Genomic DNA, 17,926 nt, shown 5'->3' on the forward strand with positions numbered 1-17,926 from the left:
ACGGCCTAGGACAGGGGTGCCGGGCCCAGCTCTTCAATGAGCTTTTGCATGGCGACGTACGCCTTGTTCCGGTAGGCAACCAGGGCTGCCGTCCGGTCCGCGGGGACGTCCAGGAATCCGGAACCGGTCTTGGTGCCCAGCTGGCCGGCGTCCACCTTTTCCTGCAGGATCCGCGGGGTGGCAAACCGCTCCGGGAAGCCCGTCTGCAGGGACTTGTAGCAGAAGGCGTAAACGTCCAGGCCGGCCATGTCGGCGATCGCGAACGGCCCGAAGAACGGCAGCCGGAAGCCGAAGGTGGTGCGCACCAGGGTGTCCACATCCTCCGCGGTGGCGATGCCTTCCTCCACCACCTGGGCTGCCTCGTGGAAGAGGGCGTACTGGAGCCGGTTCAGCACGAAGCCGGTCACGTCCTTGACGGTGGCCGTTTCCTTGCCGGTCTCCCCGACGATGGTGCGGGCAGCCTGGACGGTGGCCGCGGAGGTGCCCTCGTGCGGGATGACTTCCACCCCGGGGATGAACGGGGCCGGGTTGGAGAAGTGGACGCCCAGGAAGCGTTCCGGGTTGTCCACCACCTCGGCGAGCTTTGCAATGGAGATGGTGGAGGTGTTGGACCCGATGATGGCATCGGGCCGGGCGGCGGCGCTGATCCTGCCCAGGGTGGCGTGCTTGATCTCCAGGACCTCCGGCACCGCCTCCTCGATGTACTCGGCGCTGGCCACGGCCTCTTCGATGTCTTTGGCCGGCCACAGGTTTTCCTTGAGCAGGTCAGTGGCGTTGGCCGGGAACAGGCCGGCCGCGACGAACTCGTCAGACTCCTTCAGCAGGCGCTCGTAGTTGCTTTGCGCGATTTCGGCGGAGACGTCGGCCAGTGCGACGCGGGCCCCTGCGAGCGCCAGGACCTGGGCGATTCCGCCGCCCATGTAGCCTGAGCCGACGACGGCGATGTTGCGAGTGGTCATTTGTCCTCAAGTCCTTCCGACGCGTCCTCGTAGGAGGAAATGGCGTCTACTTTGGCCGCGGATGCGGAGGTTTCATCGAAGCGGTGGTCCAGCCACTCGCCCACGAGTTTCTTGGCCAGTTCCAGGCCGATGACACGCTGGCCCAAGGTCAGCACCTGGGCGTTGTTGGACAGAACGGAACGCTCCACGGAGTAGCTGTCGTGCGCCGTGACGGCCCTGATGCCCGGAACCTTGTTGGCTGAAATGGCCACCCCGAGGCCGGTTCCGCAGATCAGCAGGGCGCGGTCCGCTTCCCCGGCGGCCACCTTGCGCGCTGCGGCGACGGCCAGGTGTGGATAGGCGGTGGTGTCGTCGGCGCCCACGCCGACGTCCTCCACCGAGGCGACCCGGGGGTCTGCCTCCAGCATCTCGCGCAGGGCGTTCTTGTATTCGACGCCTGCTTCGTCATTGCCGACGACGATGCGCCAGCCTGGCTGGGTCTGCTCGGTCATGCGATTCTCCTTAATGGCTTTCGATGGTTTCGGCGTAATCGGCCACCCTGCGGGCGATGAGGCCGAATGAGACGGCGCCGGGATCAGGGTGCCCCAGGCTCTTTTCGGCCAACGGCCGGGCACGGCCTTTCTTCGGGCTGAGTTCGGCGGTCGCGTCGGCGGCTTTGGCGGCGGCCTCCGCTGCCGCGCGGAGGCTGCCGGCCACGCTGCCGCCGTCGTCAATTGCCTTGGTGAAGGTGCCAGCGAATGGAAGGAGCGCGTCCACCATGGTCTTGTCTCCTGCTTCGGCCTTGCCCAGGGTGATGATGGCGTCGACAAGGGCATTGACCGCTGCGGCCGCGTCTGCCGCCGTATATGTTTCCTTGCTGCCGAGGGTCCTGCCGACGGCGGTAACGGCCGCACCCCACAAGGCCCCGGAGGTGCCGCCGGCGCGCTCGGCCCACTGCTCCCCCGCCGCCGCAAGGACTTCCTCCAGGCCGGCGCCGCCGGCGTGCGACTTCTCCGCAGCGGCGACGGCAGCATCCACGCCGCGCCGCATGCCGATGCCGTGGTCGCCGTCCCCGGCGATGGCGTCCAGCTTTCCCAGGGCGTCTTCATGTTCGACGACGACGGCGCGCGCCTCCTTCAGCGCGTCCACTGCCGTGGCGGCCAGGGCGGTGGACGCCGGCGTGGTGGCCAGCGCCGGCGTCGTGACCGCCTGGGCCAGTGCCTCAACGGACCGTGCCTTGCGCGGCGCCAGGTTGCCCTTGCGGAAAGCGGGGGTGTCGGCCGGGGCGGCCCAGAACTTCTCCAGTTCCTCATCCAGCCAGAACAGCGTCAGGGACAGGCCTGACATGTCCAGGCTGGTGACCAGTTCGCCGCACTCCGGCTCAACGATCTCAAGTCCGGCGGCGGTGAGCAGGGCCTCGACCTTGCCGAACAGCAGGAACAGTTCGTCATACTTGACCGTGCCCAGGCCGTTGAGGATGAGCACGACACGGGTGCCTGCTGTTTCCGGTTTGTCCTTGAGCAGGCCGTCCACCAGCAGCTTGGCCAGTTCGCTGGCGGTTGGCAGCGGCTGCTCGGAGATGCCCGGTTCGCCGTGAATGCCCAGTCCCACGGACATCATGCCTTCCGGCACGGTGAAGAGGGGCTCGGCTGCGCCGGGGAGGGTGCAGCCGGCGAAGGCCACGCCGAGCGAGCGGGTGTGGTGGTTGGCCTTAAGGGCAAGCCGTTCCACCCCGTCCAGGTCCAGCCCGGCCTCTGCGGCCGCGCCGGCAACCTTGAAGACGGTGAGGTCGCCGGCGATGCCGCGGCGCTTGCCGATCTCTGCAAGGGGCGCGCTGGCGATGTCATCGGTGACCAGTACGGTGCGGGTTTCGATGCCTTCAGCGTTCAGCTTCTCCTGTGCCTGGCCGAAGTGGAGCACGTCGCCGGCGTAGTTGCCGTAGCTGAGGAGGACACCGCCGCCGGTGCTGGACGCCTTGGCTACCCGGTACACCTGCCCGGCGGAGGGGGAAGCAAACATGTTGCCGCAGGCGCTTCCGGCGGCAAGCCCGGCGCCCACCAGTCCGGCGAAGGCCGGGTAGTGGCCGGAACCGCCGCCAATGACCACTGCCACCTGGCCCTCGGGTGATTCGGTGGAACGGACGACGCCGCCGTCAACGCGGGCAACGTACTGGCGGTTGGCTGCGACGAAGCCGTCGAGGGCGTCGTCGGCGAACTGCGCTGGATCGTCAAATATCTTTGTCATGATTCCTCGTTGAACCGGTTGGATCGGTTGGGATGCCTGCCGGTGCCTAGCGTGCCGGAACGGCAGCGGGGGGTTTGCCGGCCCTGCGCCACCAGGCTGGTGCCCAGGGCGTAGCCGTCCCTCTTGGGCAGGACCTGCCGGCGCAGGTAGTCCTGGTTGGCCGCGGTGACGCTCAGGCCGTCGCCGCCGTAGTGCTCGGTGCAGATGATGCCCTGGAAGCCCACGGAGATGGCGAACTGGAAGGCCTCGCGGTAGCTGATGAGGCCTGATTCCATGGGGGCCGGCATGGCAACGTAGTGGTCCCGGGCCTGGTCCTCGTCGCGGATGTAGTTCTTGACGTGCCAGTAGTTGGAGTACGGCAGGGTCTTGTGCACCATTTCGCGCCAGTCCTCGATGGGGCGGTGCAGGCGGATCAGGTTGCCCAGGTCAGGGTTCAGGCCAACGTTGGGCAGGTCGATGTCCTGGACCAGCTGCACGGATGAGTCTGCGGTGCCAAGGTACGTGTCCTCGTACATTTCCAGCGAGACCAGGAGTCCCAGTTCCGCGGCATGCTTGCCCACTTCGCGGATTCGGGTGACGGCGTTGTTCCAGGTTTCCTTGTCCGCTGCTGGGTCCTTGTGGCCCTCGACGGTCCAGAACCAAAGCTGTTTCTGCTGCTCCGGGGTGATGGCCTGGTGCAGGCCGATCGATACAACCTCGCAACCCAGCTGCGCAGCGGCCTCAAGGGTCCGGTGCGTGTAGGCCAGATTTTCCTCCCATTTGCCTTCCTCGATCACGCTGCGGCGGATGGCCGAGATGGAGGGAAGCCCCAGGCCGGCGGAGGTGGCGGCGGCCTTCAATTCGTCCAGCCTGGCGCTTGAGAGATCGCCGGGACGCACCCAGCTGTCGGTGAGGTCGGCGTTGGTGAACCCGGCGTCTGCCACTTCTTCGAAGACCTGCTGCCAGTCGCCGGCGGGGGCATCCTGGACGGCGGTCCCGTCCGGCCTGGTTCCGGGAAACTGCAGCAGGGCAGCAGCGATGGGCCAGTTTTCAGCGGTGTACGGCATTGTCACTCCAGATCTAGAATCGCATTTCCTATAGGATCTACGCTTGAAGGTGCCCCTGTCAAGGGGTGTGTTGGGCGGCCTCACGGGGAAGCCAAGGGTAAGTGCGGCTCGTGCGGGCCGCAGGCGGTACTGCTAGCTGCGCACTTCGCTGTCGTGCTGCGAGCGCTGCTTGACGCCTTCGATGTGGTCAATCATCCTCTGCCGGGCCAGCTCGGCGTCGCCGGCTTCGAAGGCCTTGAGGATCTCGGTGTGCTCGGCGATGGCGTAGTCGGCATCAGTGACGCCCAGGCCGCCGAAGAACCGGAAGCGCTGCACCTGGCCCCCCAGCGCATTGTAGGCGGACAGCAGGAACTGGTTGTCCGCCGACTCGGCGATGAGCCGGTGGAAGCGTTCGTCGGCTTCCCAGTAAGCGCGGAATTCCGCGAAGGACGGACCGCGCGGCGCAGCCTTCAGGTCCTCGATGGCCTGCTCCAACTGTGCGGTCAGTTGGGGATCCGCGTGCTTGCAGGCCATGAAGGCGTTGGCCGGCTCGATGACCAGCCGGGCGTCCATCAGGTCTGCCAGCTCGTCCGCGGTGAAGAGCGGGGCTACGCGGTAGCCGCGCAGCGCCATTCTCCTGACCATTCCGGTGGCTTCCAGCCGGGCCAGCGCCTCGCGGACCGGCGTCGGGGAAACGTCCAGTTCCCGCGCCATGCCATCAATGCTGACGGGGGTGCCGGCTTCCAGCCGGCCGTCCATCAGGGCAACCAGGAGCGCTTCGTAGACGTGGTCGGCGAGGACCTGCCTGCTCACGCCGCCCGAAGCCTGGTTCTTGGTTGCCATGTAGAAATCCTATAGCCCGAAAATGCGCGGGAGCGCGGCGGATGAGGTGTCCCCCCTGAACGCCTGCTGGTGCCGTGCGGCCGGTAAGGCCTACGGCACCAACAGGGGCGGCGGTCAGGAAACCTGCAGTCCGCCGTTGATGTCGTAGGTGGCAGCTGTGATGTATCCGGCGTCCTCGCCCAGGAGGAAGGCGATCAGGGCACCCACTTCCTCCCTGGTTCCCACGCGGCCCATCATGATGCCCTCTGACATTTGGGCCTTCCGCTCGTCGGTCAGCGTTCCGCCCATGATGTCCGTGTCGATCGGGCCCGGTGCGATGGCGTTCACGGTGATGTTGTGCTCGCCCACCTCCCGGGCCAGGGCACGGGTAAAGCCAAGTATTCCTGCTTTGGAAGCGCTGTAGGCCACCTTGGAGTAGGTGCCGCCGCCGCGCTGGGCGGAGATGGAGGAGATGCTGACGATCCTGCCCAGTCCGCGTTCGATCATGCCCTTGAGGATGCGCTGGGAAACGATGAACGTGCCGCGCATGTTGATGGCGAAGACCTTGTCCCATTCCGCCACGGTGGTTTCCATGAAGGGAGTCGGAGAGCTGATGCCGGCAAGGTTGACCAGTCCGACGACCGGGGGAAGCGCCCGCTCGATCTCGGCGATGGCACGGTCCACCGACGCCTCGTCCGACACGTCGGCGCCCACACCGATCGCTTTGACCGCCCGGCTGGAGCCGATTTCGGCGGCCGCCGCCTGGGCGTCTTCGGCGTTGATGTCCAGGATCGCGATCGACCAGCCCTCGCTGGCCAGCCGGTCTGCCGTGGCGCGGCCGATGCCGCGCGCCGACGCTGCGCCGGTCAGGACGGCGGTGCGTTCCGCCGGGAAGGTGTGCTGTGTGGTCATGGGTGTCTCCTAGTGGGTTTCGGCAGCAGGAACGGTGACTCCGGGGGCGGAGATACCTTCGGGCCGCTTGCGTGCGTAGAGGTAGGTGGCGGCGGCAGTTACCGCGAGGCAGGCGGCCAGGAACACCAGGCCGGTCTGGCTGTTTCCGGTGGCGTCCTTGAGGATGCCCACGATGTAGGGAGCCACGAAGCCGCCCAGGTTGCCGAGGGAGTTGACCATGGCAAGGCCCGCTGCGGCCGCTGCGCCGGTGAGGGCAGCGGAGGGCATGGCCAGGAAGGGTGCGATAGCGGAGTAGATCCCCATGGCCGCGAGCGTCAGGAAGACCATGGCGAGCACGGCGTTGACCGGGAGCAGATAGCCGGCGCCCAGGAGGCCGACGGCGGCGAGCACCATGCTCATGCTGGCATGCCATACGCGGTTTCCGGTGCGGTCCGATCGCTTGCTCCAGAAGTAGACGAACACGGCCGCGATGGCGTAGGGGATAAAGACGATGAACCCCACCTGCGTCGAGTCGAAGTTGCCGAGCGCCTTGACGATGGTGGGCAGCCAGAGGCCCAGGCCGTAAATGCCGCACACGAGGCCGAAGTACAGCGCAGAGTAGGCGATGGTGCGGGGGTCCTTCAGGCCTGCGAGGAAGTTGTGGTTGCCGGCCTTCTGCTTGGAGGCCAACTCCTCGCTCATGGTGGTGGTGAGCCACGCGCGCTCTTCCGGCTTGAGCCACTTGGCGTGCTCGGGACGGTCCGTCATGACGAAGGGGGTAATGATGCCCAGCACGATCGCGGGGATGCCCTCAAGGATGTACAGCCACTGCCAGCCGTGCAGGCCAGCCACTCCCTCAAGGTTCAGGAGCATGCCGGACACGGGAGCGCCCAGGGCGTTGGAGATGGGCTGGGCCAGGATGAAGATGCCCAGCACGGTGACGCGCTGCGCCGCCGGGAACCAGAGGGTCAGGTAGAAGAGGATGGCCGGGAAGAAGCCGGCTTCTGCCGCGCCAAGGAGGAAGCGGATGACATAGAAGGTGGCCTCACCGTTCACCAGGAACATGGCTGTGGCAAAGATGCCCCAGCTGATCAGGATGCGGGCGATCCACTTGCGGGCGCCAAAGCGGTACATGCCGCCGTTGCTGGGGATCTCCAGCAGTGCGTAGCCGAGGAAGAAGATGCCGGCGCCCAGGCCGTAGGCGGCCTCGGTGAGGCCGATATCGCCCTGCATGCCGAGCTTCGCGAAGCCCACGTTGTTCCGGTCCAGGTAGGCGACGAAGTACAGCAGGACGATCAGGGGCATGAGCCTCCGGCGGACTTTGCGGAGGGTGGTCTCGCCCAGTTCGCCAAGCGCGGGGGCGGCGGCACGGGAGGTCATCACTGGCCTCCTGCCGTGGGGTGGGGACCCTCAAATAGGGAATGCGCGCGCATAACGACTCCTTTGGCTGGCGGCATTTGGGGGGAGATCAGGCATGAGATCAGATGTCTGATGTCTGACTGCGATTCTAATCACAGGTGGATGTGGGAGTCAACACACACGCAGAAGGTACGAGTGTGCGGCGGAAAGAATGGCGTCCGTCCGTGCGAAACGGGGCGGCACCGGCAGCGTCCTAACGGGCAGTGGCTCCGCTGCGGCTCGAGACCGCGAGGTAGTGCTCGTAATCCTCGAAGGTTTGGGTGATGTGGGCGTCCATCGTGGAACGCGCCGTGGCAGGATCGCCGGCGGCGATGGCCGCAAGGACCATCTTGTGGTGGTGGATGGCGTGGCGCTGCACATCCGGGAACGCGGAGGTTTCGCGGCGCATGGCATACAGCAAGGTGGAGAGTTGGCCCAGCATGGCGGGGACGAACGGGTTTCCGGACGCACGCAGCACGGTGTCATGGAAGGCGATGTCGGCCACCGTCAGCGCATCGACGTCTCCGGCCTGGTGTGCCGCTTCCATCTGCTCCACACTGTCCTGCAGGGCAGCAAGGTCAGCCGGGCGATGGCGGGAAGCAGCGAGTTCGGCCGCCCCGGTCTCCACCATCCGGCGGACCTCAAGCAGGCGAAGTGCCACCTGGTCGGAGGCCACTCCCCTGGAGGCAGCCTGCATGATGGCGTCCATGCCGGTCCAGCGTTCCGGCGGATTGACGAACGTGCCCAGGCCGCGTTTTACGTACACGACGTTCTGGGCTTTCAGCACGTTCATGGCTTCCCGGGCCGTCAGCCGGCTGACCCCGGATTCCTTGGCGATGTCCGCTTCCGGCGGCAGGGCGTCGTCGGCCTTGATCTCTCCGCTGAGAATATGCTCAAGGACCTTGTCCACGACGACGTCAACCAGCGTGCGCCGCGCCTCTGCCATCCTGCTCCCCTGCCTGGGCACCGTGGCCCCTCTTGCCCTTCAACCCTACTCGACGCACGGCAGACAGCGACGTCGGTTACACACGGCACTTAAACGCCGAACGCAGGGCCACTCCCAGGTCCGGCCCCATCGGATGGGGCCGGGCCGGGAGTGACCCCGCGTTCAGCGCAGTAGTCCCTAGAGGGCTGCGAAGACCTCGCGGAGCAGCTTGGCGGTCTCGGACGGCGTCTTGCCGACCTTCACGCCGGCAGCCTCGAGTGCTTCCTTCTTGGCCTGGGCGGTACCGGCGGAACCGGAGACGATGGCGCCTGCGTGGCCCATGGTCTTGCCTTCGGGAGCAGTGAAACCGGCAACGTAACCAACAACGGGCTTGGTGACGTTGGCCTTGATGAAGTCGGCTGCGCGCTCTTCGGCGTCACCGCCGATTTCGCCGATCATGACGATGGCCTTGGTCTCGGGGTCAGCCTCGAAGGCGGCCAGGGCGTCGATGTGGGTGGTGCCGATGATGGGATCGCCGCCGATGCCGATGGCGGTGGAGAAGCCCAGGTCGCGCAGTTCGTACATCATCTGGTAGGTCAGGGTGCCGGACTTGGACACCAGGCCGATCGGGCCCTTGCCGGTGATGTTGGCGGGGGTGATACCCACCAGTGCTTCGCCGGGGGTGATGATGCCGGGGCAGTTCGGGCCGATGATGCGGGTGACCTGGTTGCCGTCGGCGTCCACCTTCGACTGTGCCAGGGCCCAGAATTCGGCGGAGTCCTGGACGGGAACACCTTCGGTGATGACCACGACCAGGCCGATGCCGGCCTCGATGGCTTCGACGACGGCGTTCTTGGTGAATGCCGGCGGCACGAAGACGATGGAGACGTCAGCGCCAGTCTCGGCCATGGCTTCCTTGACGGTGCCGTAGACGTTGATTTCCTTGTCACCGTGCAGGACCGTGGTGCCGGCCTTGCGGGCGTTGACGCCGCCAACAATGTTGGTGCCGGCCTTGAGCATCAGGGCGGTGTGCTTGGTGCCTTCGCCGCCGGTGATGCCCTGGACGATGACCTTGGAATCCTTGTTGAGGTAGATAGACATGGTGCGTCCCTTACTTAGCTGCGTTGGCGAGCTCGGCGGCCTTGTCGGCGCCCTCGTCCATGGTGGCGGCCAGGGTTACCAGCGGGTGGTTGGCCTCGGTGAGGATGCGGCGGCCTTCCTCGACGTTGTTGCCGTCAAGGCGGACGACCAGCGGCTTGTTGGCGGAGTGGCCCAGCTCGGCCAGCGCACCAACGATGCCCTTGGCAACGGCGTCGCATGCGGTGATGCCGCCGAAGACGTTGACGAACACGGACTTGACCTGCTCGTCACCCAGGATGACGTCCAGGCCTGCGGCCATGACCTCAGCCGAGGCTCCACCGCCGATGTCCAGGAAGTTGGCGGGCTTGACGTTGCCGTGGTTTTCGCCGGCGTAGGCCACGACGTCGAGGGTGGACATGACCAGGCCTGCACCGTTGCCGATGATGCCTACTTCGCCGTCGAGCTTGACGTAGTTGAGGTCCTGCGCCTTTGCCTTGGCCTCAAGGGGGTCTGCAGCGTCCTTGTCCTCGAGCTGCGCGTGCTTGGCGTGCCGGAAGTCTGCGTTCTCGTCGAGGGAGACCTTGCCGTCCAGGGCGACGATGTCGCCGGCACCGGTCTTGACGAGCGGGTTGACCTCCACCAGGGTGGCGTCTTCCTTCTTGAACACGTCCCAGAGCTTGAGGATCACGGCGGCGACCTTGCCGCGCAGTTCCTCGGCGAAGCCTGCGGCTGCGACGATTTCGTCAGCCTTGGCCTGGTCGATGCCCACGGCGGGGTCGATGGCAATCTTGGCCAGCGCTTCGGGGCGTTCGACGGCGAGCTGTTCGATTTCCATGCCGCCTTCAACCGAGCACATGGCCAGGTAGTTGCGGTTGGCCCGGTCCAGCAGGACGGAGAAGTAGTATTCCTCGGCAATGTCAGCACCCTGGGCGATCATCACCTTGTTAACGGTGTGGCCCTTGATGTCCATGCCCAGGATGTTGGTGGCGTGCTCAAGCGCTTCGTCGGCAGACTTTGCGACCTTGACGCCGCCGGCCTTGCCGCGGCCACCTGCCTTGACCTGTGCCTTGACAACAGTCACGCCGCCGATCTTCTCGGCAGCTGCCTTTGCTTCTTCTGGGGTGTACGCCACGATGCCGGCAAGCACGGGTACACCGTGCGCCTCGAACATATCGCGCGCCTGGTATTCAAACAGGTCCACGGTTTAGTGTCCTTCTACGTCGAAGTAGTTTCTGTACAGTCGGACACCATCGAAAGACGATGACCGGGCTGCGGATTGCACGCACCGGCGGCCTGTTTGGAAACGAGCCACGCGGCGTAATGCTCCATGGGGAACTCTAGTCCTTTGGAGCGGCCGGGCCGTCCCAGACTACCTCTTATGTGAGTAAGCACACTATTCTATGGGGCGTAGAAAAACCGCGGATTTACGGGGTTTTTGAGGCGTCTACCCGCGAGGATGCGGTGCTTTTGTCCGGTCCGGGAATCAGCTCGTAACGTTCCGCGGAAACGAAGAAGCCGACGCCGGCGGAGACGTTTCCGCACGCCACTCCACCGTTGTAGGCCGAGCAGCGCAGTCCGTTGCGCTCCAGGTTCTGCCCGTCGGCAAGCACAGGCAGTTGGGCCAGCGGACCCGCTTTGTTTCCTTGGGGTCCGTAGGTTGCCTCCATGGATGTGACGCCGGAACGGCACTCGCCGTAGCGTGCGGTGTCCGGCGCCAGGAGGGCTGCGCCGCCGAGGTAGCCCAGGCGGGTTCCTGCGCAGTCGTCCTTGATGTCACCGGGTTTGGGCGCCGGATAGGTGGCGAGCTCGCAGTAGGCCACGGGGACGATGGGCAGCTTGTTGTTGGCCGCGTTGCTGTAACTGTTCTGCTCGTAGGGCAGGTTCAGGTGCTCGCCCCTGGCGGACGTCAGCGAGCAGGCAACGGTCCGGTCGGCGGTAAGGAAGGAAACAACGTCCCCGCCGCTGGAGAACTGCTTCGCGTCCGCCAGCGGCGCGTTCTCCAACTGTTCCATGGGCGGCCGCGGCGGCGGCGGAACATAGGAAGGGTCACTGGTTGTCACCGAGCATCCGGTGCCGGCCACCAGGAATAGGGCGGCGAGCATCCCCCACACAGTCCGTCGCATGGCCTCCATTATGCCCCGCAGGATGGTTGGGGTTGCCCAACCTTGCTGCGGCAGGGCCTGGCCCGATCGGGTCAGCGTACGATCTTGAAGTTGAAGGCCGGGGTTCCGAGCGCGCCCCACAGGCGGAGCCAGACAGGCAGCAGCATTTCGGTGCCGCGTGCCGTGGTGATGTCACCAAGATCGATGATGTCCTGGTGGCCGAAGTCCTTCAGGATCCCGGTGACCATGGCCTTGGCCTCGGCGTCGTTGCCCGAAACGAACACGGATCCGGGATCGGACAGCAGTCCCGGATGGGCCATCAGGTCTGCGTTCATGGTGTTGAGTGCCTTGACGACGCGGGCTGCGGGGAAGGCCCGTTGGATTTGCTCCGCCAGGGAGTCCGTGTCCTTGACGAAGAGGGTTGGGGGCATGCCGTTGCTGAAGTCGAGCGGGTTGGCGATGTCCAGGACCACCGCGCCTTCGAGGTTCGCCGCTCCGACCTCCTCCAGCACGTCGAGGGATGCACCGCCGTTGGTTGCGTTGACGATAAGCCCCGCGCCCTTGGCTGCGTCGGAGAACCGCGCCACCGTGATGGCCGGGTTCTCTGCGGCCCAGGTTGCGAACGCCGGGTTGCCCATGCCGCCTGCCCTGGTCCGGGACAAGGAGGCCTGAGGATCACGGGTGCCCACGGCAACGGAATGGCCGATCTCCGCGAGGCGGGCGGCGATGGTCCGGCCAACCACTCCGGTTCCAAGTACTGCTGTCTTCATGCTGATCTCCTGGTGATGCGTGTCCGCAAACCCGATGTGACGGATCGTTCCCAAGTTTGTGACGGATCGTTCCGTCTGTCAAACTGGGTCAGTCGATATCGGAGCAATGTGGAGGAGAGTTGTGGCGCGCAGGACGGGTGAGGAAAACCGGCGCAACGTTCTTGAGGTGGCCACGCGCTTGTTTTACAGGCATGGCATACGGGCCGTGGGAATGGACAACGTGGTGAAAGAGTGCGGGGTGGGCAACGCGACCGTATACCGCCAGTTTCCCACTAAGGACGCCTTAGCCACCGCCTATGTCCAGGGCAGGGCGGACGCCTGGTTCGAGCGCATGCGTGATGCCGCGGGCGGGGAAGCGGCTCCGCAGGACAAGCTCTTGGCCGTGTTCGAAGTACTGGCCACCGACTGCGCCGGGAGCAGCTACCGGGGGTGCCCCATGCTGAACACCAACACCGAGTTCCCCGAGGGATCGCACCCGGCCCACCTGGCCGCCGTCACACACAAGCAGCAGGTCCGCGACTGGTTCCTCACCCTGGCGGCCGATGCACGGGCCGAGGATCCGGACCGGCTCGCCGAGGAACTCCTCATTGTCCTCAACGGCGCATACGCCACGGCCGCGGTCCTGGATGGTGCCACCTATGGGTCGCGTGCGGTGGATCTGGCTCGCCGCCTGGTGGCCGGGTCCTGTCCGGCACGCAGCTGAGGCCGCACCCGCCCGAGTTCACGGCCGCGGGCGGTGCGTCCGCGCCTTAGGCGTCGAGCTTGGTCAACGGCGCGTAGCGCAGCAGCAGGCGCTTCTCGCCGACGTCGAACTTGACCTTGGCAACTGTCTTGTCCCCGGCTCCTTCGAGCGCCAGGACCGTGCCATTTCCGAAGCTTGTGTGGTTGACTTTGTCGCCCACGCTGACGGCGACGATTTCTTTCTGCGGCTGTACCCGGGTCTTGGCCAGGAAGGCCGGAACGTCGGCATTGAAGCCGGCAGAAGAATCTGCCGCCGCACCCCGGGACGTGCCGGCGCCCCAGAAGGACCCACTGTAACGGCCGGACCCGATGGAGCCCCCGCCTGCCCACGACTGCCGGGCGGTTCCTTCGCGCTTCCATTCCAGGAGCTCGGCGGGGATCTCCTCCAGGAACTGGCTGGCGGGGTTGTATTGGCTCTGCCCCCACATGCTGCGGACCTCGGAGCGGGTCACGTACAGCCGCTTGCGGGCACGGGTGAGACCCACATAGGCCAGCCGGCGTTCCTCTGCCAGTTCTTTGGGATCGGTGGCGGATCGCTGGTGCGGGAACAATCCGTGTTCCATGCCCGTGAGGAACACCACCGGGAATTCCAGGCCCTTGGCCGTGTGCAGGGTCATCAGCGTGACCACGCCGAGCCGCTTGGCCTCGGCCACCGCGGCATCGATGTCCGCACCGGGGGCGTCCGGGATCTGGTCGGCATCGGCCACCAGGGACACCTGCTCCAGGAACGCGGCCAGGCTGCCCTCAGGATTCTCCTGCTCGTATTCGCGGACCACGGCAACAAGTTCGGCCAGGTTTTCCACCCGGGATTCGTCCTGGGGATCGGTGCTGGAACGCAGGGAGGCCAGGTATCCGGTCTGTTCCAGGACAGCTTCGAGTGCTGCGGCGGCGCCGGACCCCGCAGCCACCTCGGCGAGGTCGTCCAGCATCTTCACAAAGCCCAGGACGGCGTTGACTGACCGGGTGGCCATGCCGGGTGCCTGGTCAGCCCGCCGGGCGGCAGCCATGAAGGACGTCCGCTCCCGCTCGGCCAAAGCCGCCACAGCGCCCTCGGCACGGTCACCGATGCCGCGTTTGGGCTCGTTCAGCACCCGTCGGAGGTTGACGTCGTCGTCCGGGTTCACCAGGACCCGCAAGTAGGCCAGGGCGTCCTTGATTTCCTTGCGTTCGTAGAAGCGCGTGCCGCCCACCACCTTGTAGGGCAGGCCCACGCGCACCAGGACGTCCTCAATGGAGCGGGACTGGGCGTTGGTGCGGTAGAAGATGGCGACGTCGCCCGGGCGCAGGTTGTCCTCGTCCTGCAGCCGATCGATCTCCTTGGCGATGAACTGCGCTTCGTCGTGCTCGTTCTCGCCCACGTAACCGATGATTTTGTGGCCTTCGCCCTCGGCCGTCCAGAGCCGCTTTTCCGGCCGGTTGGGGTTGCGCGAGATCACCGAGTTGGCAGCGCTCAGGATATTTTGCGTGGAGCGGTAGTTTTGCTCCAGCTTGATGGTCCGGGCTTCCGGGTAGTCCTTTTCGAATTCCACGATGTTGCGGATGTCAGCGCCGCGGAAGGCGTAGATGGACTGATCGGAATCGCCCACCACGGTCAGTTCCGAGGCGCCCGGCCCTTCGCCCACAATTTCGCGCACCAGCGCGTACTGGGCGTGGTTGGTGTCCTGGTATTCGTCCACCAGGACGTGGCGGAACCGGCGGCGGTAGGACTCGGCCAGGGCGGGGAAGGCCCGGAACATGTAGACGGTCTCGGCGATGAGGTCGTCAAAGTCCATGGCGTTGGCCTGGCGCAGGCGCTGCGTGTAGCCCTTGTAGACGTCCGCGACGGCGTGTTCGAACGGATCGTTGTAGTTGGCCGCCGAAGCAAAGGAGTCGGCGTCGATCAGTTCGTTCTTCAACGCGGAGATCTTGTGCTGGATGGCCTTGGGCGCAAACTTCTTGGGATCCAGGTCCAGGGCCTTGGAGACCTGGGTGACCAGCCGCAGGGAGTCGGCGGAGTCGTAAATGGAGAAGTTTGATTTCAGCCCGACGTTGGCCGCCTCCTGCCGCAGGATGCGCACGCAGGACGAGTGGAACGTGGAGATCCACATGATCTTTGCGCGTCCGCCGACCAGCGCTTCGATCCGCTCCCGCATTTCCGCGGCCGCCTTGTTGGTGAAGGTGATGGCCAGGATCTCGCCGTGGTGGGCACGGCCGGTGGCGATCAGGTACGCGATCCGGTTACTAAGCACGCGGGTCTTGCCGGAGCCTGCACCGGCGACGATCAGCAGCGCCGGGCCTGCATGCTTGACCGCCTCTTCCTGCTGCGGGTTCAACCCCTCCAGCAACGCGGCAGCATCCGGGCGGTGGCCCCGGGAATGCCCTTCAGGTGCCCGCCCTGCGCGCACGCCTCCCCCGCCCCCGGGGGCCGCAACGGCGCCTTCGGAGGGCGACTTGGTGCGGGCGGTGGTGGAAGGAGCGGCCTTGAACGGTCCGTCAGAGTATGGGTCAAACAACATATCCATGGTGCCTACAAGTCTAGGCGGTGGGACCGACAACGCCTTCCAGGCTGTGGATTACGGGCTGTGTACCCCGGTGATGCCTAGGCCACCGAGCCTGACTGAAGGGCCGCGCGCAACTGGCGCACCGCCGTCGTTCCTCCAGCCAGGAACCACTCCAGGCCGTTGATCCGGACGGTGTCCACGGCGCCCCCTGCCGCACGGACAATCGCCTTGCCCGGCAACCAGTCCCATTCAGGGCAGCTGTGCTGGAACCAGCACCCCAGCTGGCCGTCCGCCACGCGGCCCAGGTCGCAGGAACCCGAGCCCAGCATGCGAAGGGACGCCGCGGACGTCGCTGCCGCGTGCCATGGCATGGCACACATGGGATCCATCAGCCACGTGGGGTGGATGTAGGTGGCGGCGCCAAGTTCGGCCACCGGGGTGGCGTTCCGCCTGCCGCCGTCGTCGGAGAAGACCGTGAGCGGTTCGCCGTTGCGGGTGGCGGCCCGGTCCCGGCCGCCGAGCCAGAGTTTGTCCTCCTCAGGCTGGAAGACGGCACCGAGCAGCACGTCGACGGAATCCTTGAGGGCGATGGCCGAGCACCAGTAGGTGGAGCCGTGGAAGAAGTTGTAGGTGCCGTCCACGGGGTCGATCACCCAGGTCCGGCCGCTGGTTCCCTGGACGGAGGCACCTTCCTCGCCCAGGATGCCGTCCTCCGGCCGGCAGCGCTGCAGCTGTTCCAGCACGTAGGCCTCGGCGGCGTGGTCCGCAGCGGTCACCACGTCCGAGACGGACGTCTTTTGTTCCGACTCCAGGCCGGCCATGCGCATAAGGAGCGCCAGCTGTCCGGCTTCGCGGACCAGCGCCGCCGCCAGTTCGTAGTCGTCCAGGGAAGGGTCAAGAACAGCTGCGCTGTGTCGGCCGGTGGTCATGGCTTCAGTTTATGGGGCGGGATAATGGTGCCATGGCCAAAACCCCTGCCCAGCGGATCAAGAAGCACGGCACCAACGCGGTTGTGCCGCAGCACCACCTGCCGCCGGTGGTCAACCCCACCACGGAGCGTACGCCGGAAAAGGCGCAAGGCAACAGCACCCTCATTGTCATCGCCGGTGTGGTGGCCAGCCTGTTCCTGTTCTGGTACCTGCACCTGCTGACCCTGGACCAGCTCACGCAGCTCACCAAAGGCATGGCCATGCCGGATTCGCTGGTGGGCGGCTTCGACGCCGGCTACATCGGACGGCTGCAGGGGCAGATGGACAGTGACGCCCTGGGCCAGCTGAGCTACGTCCACAAGACCGCCGGGACGCTCTTCCCTCTGATCTTCGGCTTCACGTGGCTGCTGCTCATCGGCACCAATGTTGCACGGAAAGCGCTGCGCTGGGCGCTGTGGGCGTTGCCCATGCTCTTTGTGGTGGTCCGCCTCTGCGGCAACGTGGCCATTGACGCCATGATGGGCACGGCAGGTCCCGACGCCGGCCAGGTTGCCTTGGCATCCGGCCTCACCATTGCAGGGTGGGTACTTTTGGTGCTGAGCCTGCTGGCCGGGGCCGCAGCAGTATTCGTCAACCAACGGGAACGGAAAGAGCGTTAGGCAGCTGTTGCCCGGGCGCGCGCCGCTGCCCGCCGTTCCTTGCGCCGCCGGTGTACCCGTTGCGCAATGACCAGCCCGGCCGCGGCCATGCCCACTGTTACCGGATAACCCATCAGCCGCTCCAGCGTGCCGGGCTCGGGAACCATCAAGCGGGTGAGCCCACCGGTGGCGGTGGCCGCCAGTGAGACGCCGCCGCACATCAGGATGAACCACGCCATCCCGGTCTGCCGAAGCCAGAGGAAACCCAGCACCAGCAGGGCCGCCCCGCCGGAGATGAAGTACGTGATGGCGCCGGCGTAGTGCCAAGGGGAACCCACGTCTTCGGGGACCAGGCCCACCACCATGGTTCCAACGCCGGCAGCTCCGGTAAGCAAGCGGACCGCTGTCGCCGCCAGCAACGGTTTCCGGTGCGTGCGGTCAACCCTGGCACCATGCCGTGCGGCGACGCACAGCAGCCCCGAGGTCAGCAGCACCGCACCCAGCAGCAGCCCAAGGCCCTGGAGCACGAACGAGGCGTTCATCAGCCAGTTCAGCGGCGAGCACACCTGGCGCCCGGCATGGACCCCGCAATGCAGGGCACCAAGGTCGCTGATGTAACCGGTCCGGAGGTCGTACGGACGCGGACCGGCCCACGCGATCGCCACCACCGCCTCAGCGAGGAAGTACTGCAGCACGCTCAGCACAGACCAGGCGCCGATGTAGTGCCGGGTGGACGCAGTGTCCGGCCGGTAGGCGGCAGCGGGAGCGGCAGTCGGGGCTGGACTCATGCTTTGAGCGTAGTACGGCCCGGCACCTTGTATGCTTGTAACCGTGTTCGGACGGACCGGCCCTGCCGGTTGCCGAATGCCCGCCCTCGTAGCTCAGTGGATAGAGCACGGCTCTCCTAAAGCCGGTGTCGTTGGTTCGATTCCAATCGAGGGCA

The 17,926-nt window shown here is 66.0% G+C and carries 17 protein-coding genes and 1 tRNA gene; 3 read left to right on the forward strand and 15 right to left on the reverse strand.

The genetic code is table 11. The annotated features are described in order from the left end of the window. Window positions 1–5 precede the first annotated feature (5 nt). From QF050_RS19860 to QF050_RS19915, 12 genes are all read right to left on the reverse strand, one after another. On the reverse strand, window positions 6–959 hold the full coding sequence (locus QF050_RS19860) for a 3-hydroxyacyl-CoA dehydrogenase family protein (RefSeq protein ID WP_308931982.1): 954 nt from the start codon (window positions 957–959) through the stop codon (window positions 6–8). Continuing rightward, window positions 956–1,450, reverse strand: a complete 495-nt coding sequence (locus QF050_RS19865; protein WP_308931983.1) for a ribose-5-phosphate isomerase — start codon at window positions 1,448–1,450, stop codon at window positions 956–958. Before QF050_RS19865 ends, QF050_RS19860 begins: the two co-directional genes overlap by 4 nt. Window positions 1,451–1,460: 10 nt before the next feature. After that, complete coding sequence (gene dhaL, locus QF050_RS19870; protein WP_308931984.1) at window positions 1,461–3,182, reverse strand: dihydroxyacetone kinase subunit DhaL; 1,722 nt, start codon at window positions 3,180–3,182, stop codon at window positions 1,461–1,463. Continuing rightward, window positions 3,179–4,228 (reverse strand): sugar phosphate isomerase/epimerase family protein, encoded by a 1,050-nt coding sequence (locus QF050_RS19875; RefSeq protein WP_308931985.1) that lies wholly within the window; start codon window positions 4,226–4,228, stop codon window positions 3,179–3,181. Before QF050_RS19875 ends, dhaL begins: the two co-directional genes overlap by 4 nt. A gap of 132 nt (window positions 4,229–4,360) precedes the next feature. Continuing rightward, window positions 4,361–5,050: a GntR family transcriptional regulator gene (locus QF050_RS19880; RefSeq protein ID WP_308931986.1), complete on the reverse strand. Its 690-nt coding sequence runs from the start codon at window positions 5,048–5,050 to the stop codon at window positions 4,361–4,363. 114 nt (window positions 5,051–5,164) lie between these two features. Next, complete coding sequence (locus QF050_RS19885; RefSeq protein ID WP_308931987.1) at window positions 5,165–5,941, reverse strand: SDR family NAD(P)-dependent oxidoreductase; 777 nt, start codon at window positions 5,939–5,941, stop codon at window positions 5,165–5,167. A gap of 9 nt (window positions 5,942–5,950) precedes the next feature. Further along, complete coding sequence (locus QF050_RS19890; protein ID WP_308931988.1) at window positions 5,951–7,300, reverse strand: MFS transporter; 1,350 nt, start codon at window positions 7,298–7,300, stop codon at window positions 5,951–5,953. 232 nt (window positions 7,301–7,532) lie between these two features. Continuing rightward, window positions 7,533–8,264, reverse strand: coding sequence for a FadR/GntR family transcriptional regulator (locus QF050_RS19895; protein WP_308931989.1), 732 nt, complete (start codon window positions 8,262–8,264; stop codon window positions 7,533–7,535). A gap of 177 nt (window positions 8,265–8,441) precedes the next feature. After that, window positions 8,442–9,344: a succinate--CoA ligase subunit alpha gene (sucD, locus tag QF050_RS19900; RefSeq protein ID WP_018762176.1), complete on the reverse strand. Its 903-nt coding sequence runs from the start codon at window positions 9,342–9,344 to the stop codon at window positions 8,442–8,444. Between the two features lie 10 nt (window positions 9,345–9,354). Then, on the reverse strand, window positions 9,355–10,524 hold the full coding sequence (gene sucC, locus QF050_RS19905; RefSeq protein WP_308931990.1) for an ADP-forming succinate--CoA ligase subunit beta: 1,170 nt from the start codon (window positions 10,522–10,524) through the stop codon (window positions 9,355–9,357). A 223-nt stretch (window positions 10,525–10,747) separates the two neighbouring features. Beyond that, complete coding sequence (locus tag QF050_RS19910) at window positions 10,748–11,425, reverse strand: hypothetical protein (protein ID WP_308932223.1); 678 nt, start codon at window positions 11,423–11,425, stop codon at window positions 10,748–10,750. 92 nt (window positions 11,426–11,517) lie between these two features. Next, window positions 11,518–12,195 (reverse strand): NAD(P)-binding domain-containing protein, encoded by a 678-nt coding sequence (locus tag QF050_RS19915; RefSeq protein WP_308931991.1) that lies wholly within the window; start codon window positions 12,193–12,195, stop codon window positions 11,518–11,520. A gap of 106 nt (window positions 12,196–12,301) precedes the next feature. On the opposite strand from QF050_RS19915, the gene QF050_RS19920 reads away from it, so the two are divergent. Beyond that, on the forward strand, window positions 12,302–12,898 hold the full coding sequence (locus QF050_RS19920) for a TetR family transcriptional regulator (protein ID WP_308931992.1): 597 nt from the start codon (window positions 12,302–12,304) through the stop codon (window positions 12,896–12,898). A 46-nt stretch (window positions 12,899–12,944) separates the two neighbouring features. Here QF050_RS19920 and pcrA read toward each other — a convergent pair whose 3' ends face one another. Together pcrA and QF050_RS19930 are read right to left on the reverse strand one after the other, a co-directional pair. After that, entirely contained in the window at window positions 12,945–15,431 is a 2,487-nt protein-coding gene (pcrA, locus tag QF050_RS19925; protein ID WP_374121584.1) for a DNA helicase PcrA, read from the reverse strand. A gap of 83 nt (window positions 15,432–15,514) precedes the next feature. Further along, window positions 15,515–16,345, reverse strand: a complete 831-nt coding sequence (locus QF050_RS19930; RefSeq protein WP_308931994.1) for an inositol monophosphatase family protein — start codon at window positions 16,343–16,345, stop codon at window positions 15,515–15,517. 32 nt (window positions 16,346–16,377) lie between these two features. Here QF050_RS19930 and QF050_RS19935 point away from each other — a divergent pair, with 32 nt between their 5' ends. Continuing rightward, window positions 16,378–17,004 (forward strand): hypothetical protein, encoded by a 627-nt coding sequence (locus QF050_RS19935; protein WP_308931995.1) that lies wholly within the window; start codon window positions 16,378–16,380, stop codon window positions 17,002–17,004. Here the strand turns inward: QF050_RS19935 and QF050_RS19940 are convergent. Next, window positions 17,001–17,771, reverse strand: a complete 771-nt coding sequence (locus tag QF050_RS19940; RefSeq protein ID WP_308931996.1) for a DUF998 domain-containing protein — start codon at window positions 17,769–17,771, stop codon at window positions 17,001–17,003. The genes QF050_RS19935 and QF050_RS19940 overlap by 4 nt on opposite strands. 82 nt (window positions 17,772–17,853) lie before the next feature. Between QF050_RS19940 and QF050_RS19945 the strand changes: the two genes are divergently transcribed. Beyond that, window positions 17,854–17,926: transfer RNA gene (locus tag QF050_RS19945), tRNA-Arg, on the forward strand.

Origin of the sequence: Arthrobacter sp. SLBN-112, assembly GCF_030944625.1 — a bacterium.
GTDB lineage: Bacteria > Actinomycetota > Actinomycetes > Actinomycetales > Micrococcaceae > Arthrobacter.

Coding starts and splice junctions, on each gene's coding strand:
- QF050_RS19860 (WP_308931982.1), bottom strand. CDS start 959: ATGACCACTCGCAACATCGCCGTCGTCGGCTCAGGCTACATGGGCGGC.
- QF050_RS19865 (WP_308931983.1), bottom strand. CDS start 1,450: ATGACCGAGCAGACCCAGCCAGGCTGGCGCATCGTCGTCGGCAATGAC.
- dhaL (WP_308931984.1), bottom strand. CDS start 3,182: ATGACAAAGATATTTGACGATCCAGCGCAGTTCGCCGACGACGCCCTC.
- QF050_RS19875 (WP_308931985.1), bottom strand. CDS start 4,228: ATGCCGTACACCGCTGAAAACTGGCCCATCGCTGCTGCCCTGCTGCAG.
- QF050_RS19880 (WP_308931986.1), bottom strand. CDS start 5,050: ATGGCAACCAAGAACCAGGCTTCGGGCGGCGTGAGCAGGCAGGTCCTC.
- QF050_RS19885 (WP_308931987.1), bottom strand. CDS start 5,941: ATGACCACACAGCACACCTTCCCGGCGGAACGCACCGCCGTCCTGACC.
- QF050_RS19890 (WP_308931988.1), bottom strand. CDS start 7,300: ATGACCTCCCGTGCCGCCGCCCCCGCGCTTGGCGAACTGGGCGAGACC.
- QF050_RS19895 (WP_308931989.1), bottom strand. CDS start 8,264: ATGGCAGAGGCGCGGCGCACGCTGGTTGACGTCGTCGTGGACAAGGTC.
- sucD (WP_018762176.1), bottom strand. CDS start 9,344: ATGTCTATCTACCTCAACAAGGATTCCAAGGTCATCGTCCAGGGCATC.
- QF050_RS19910 (WP_308932223.1), bottom strand. CDS start 11,425: ATGCTCGCCGCCCTATTCCTGGTGGCCGGCACCGGATGCTCGGTGACA.
- QF050_RS19915 (WP_308931991.1), bottom strand. CDS start 12,195: ATGAAGACAGCAGTACTTGGAACCGGAGTGGTTGGCCGGACCATCGCC.
- QF050_RS19920 (WP_308931992.1), top strand. CDS start 12,302: ATGTGGAGGAGAGTTGTGGCGCGCAGGACGGGTGAGGAAAACCGGCGC.
- pcrA (WP_374121584.1), bottom strand. CDS start 15,431: ATGTTGTTTGACCCATACTCTGACGGACCGTTCAAGGCCGCTCCTTCC.
- QF050_RS19930 (WP_308931994.1), bottom strand. CDS start 16,345: ATGACCACCGGCCGACACAGCGCAGCTGTTCTTGACCCTTCCCTGGAC.
- QF050_RS19935 (WP_308931995.1), top strand. CDS start 16,378: ATGGCCAAAACCCCTGCCCAGCGGATCAAGAAGCACGGCACCAACGCG.
- QF050_RS19940 (WP_308931996.1), bottom strand. CDS start 17,771: ATGAGTCCAGCCCCGACTGCCGCTCCCGCTGCCGCCTACCGGCCGGAC.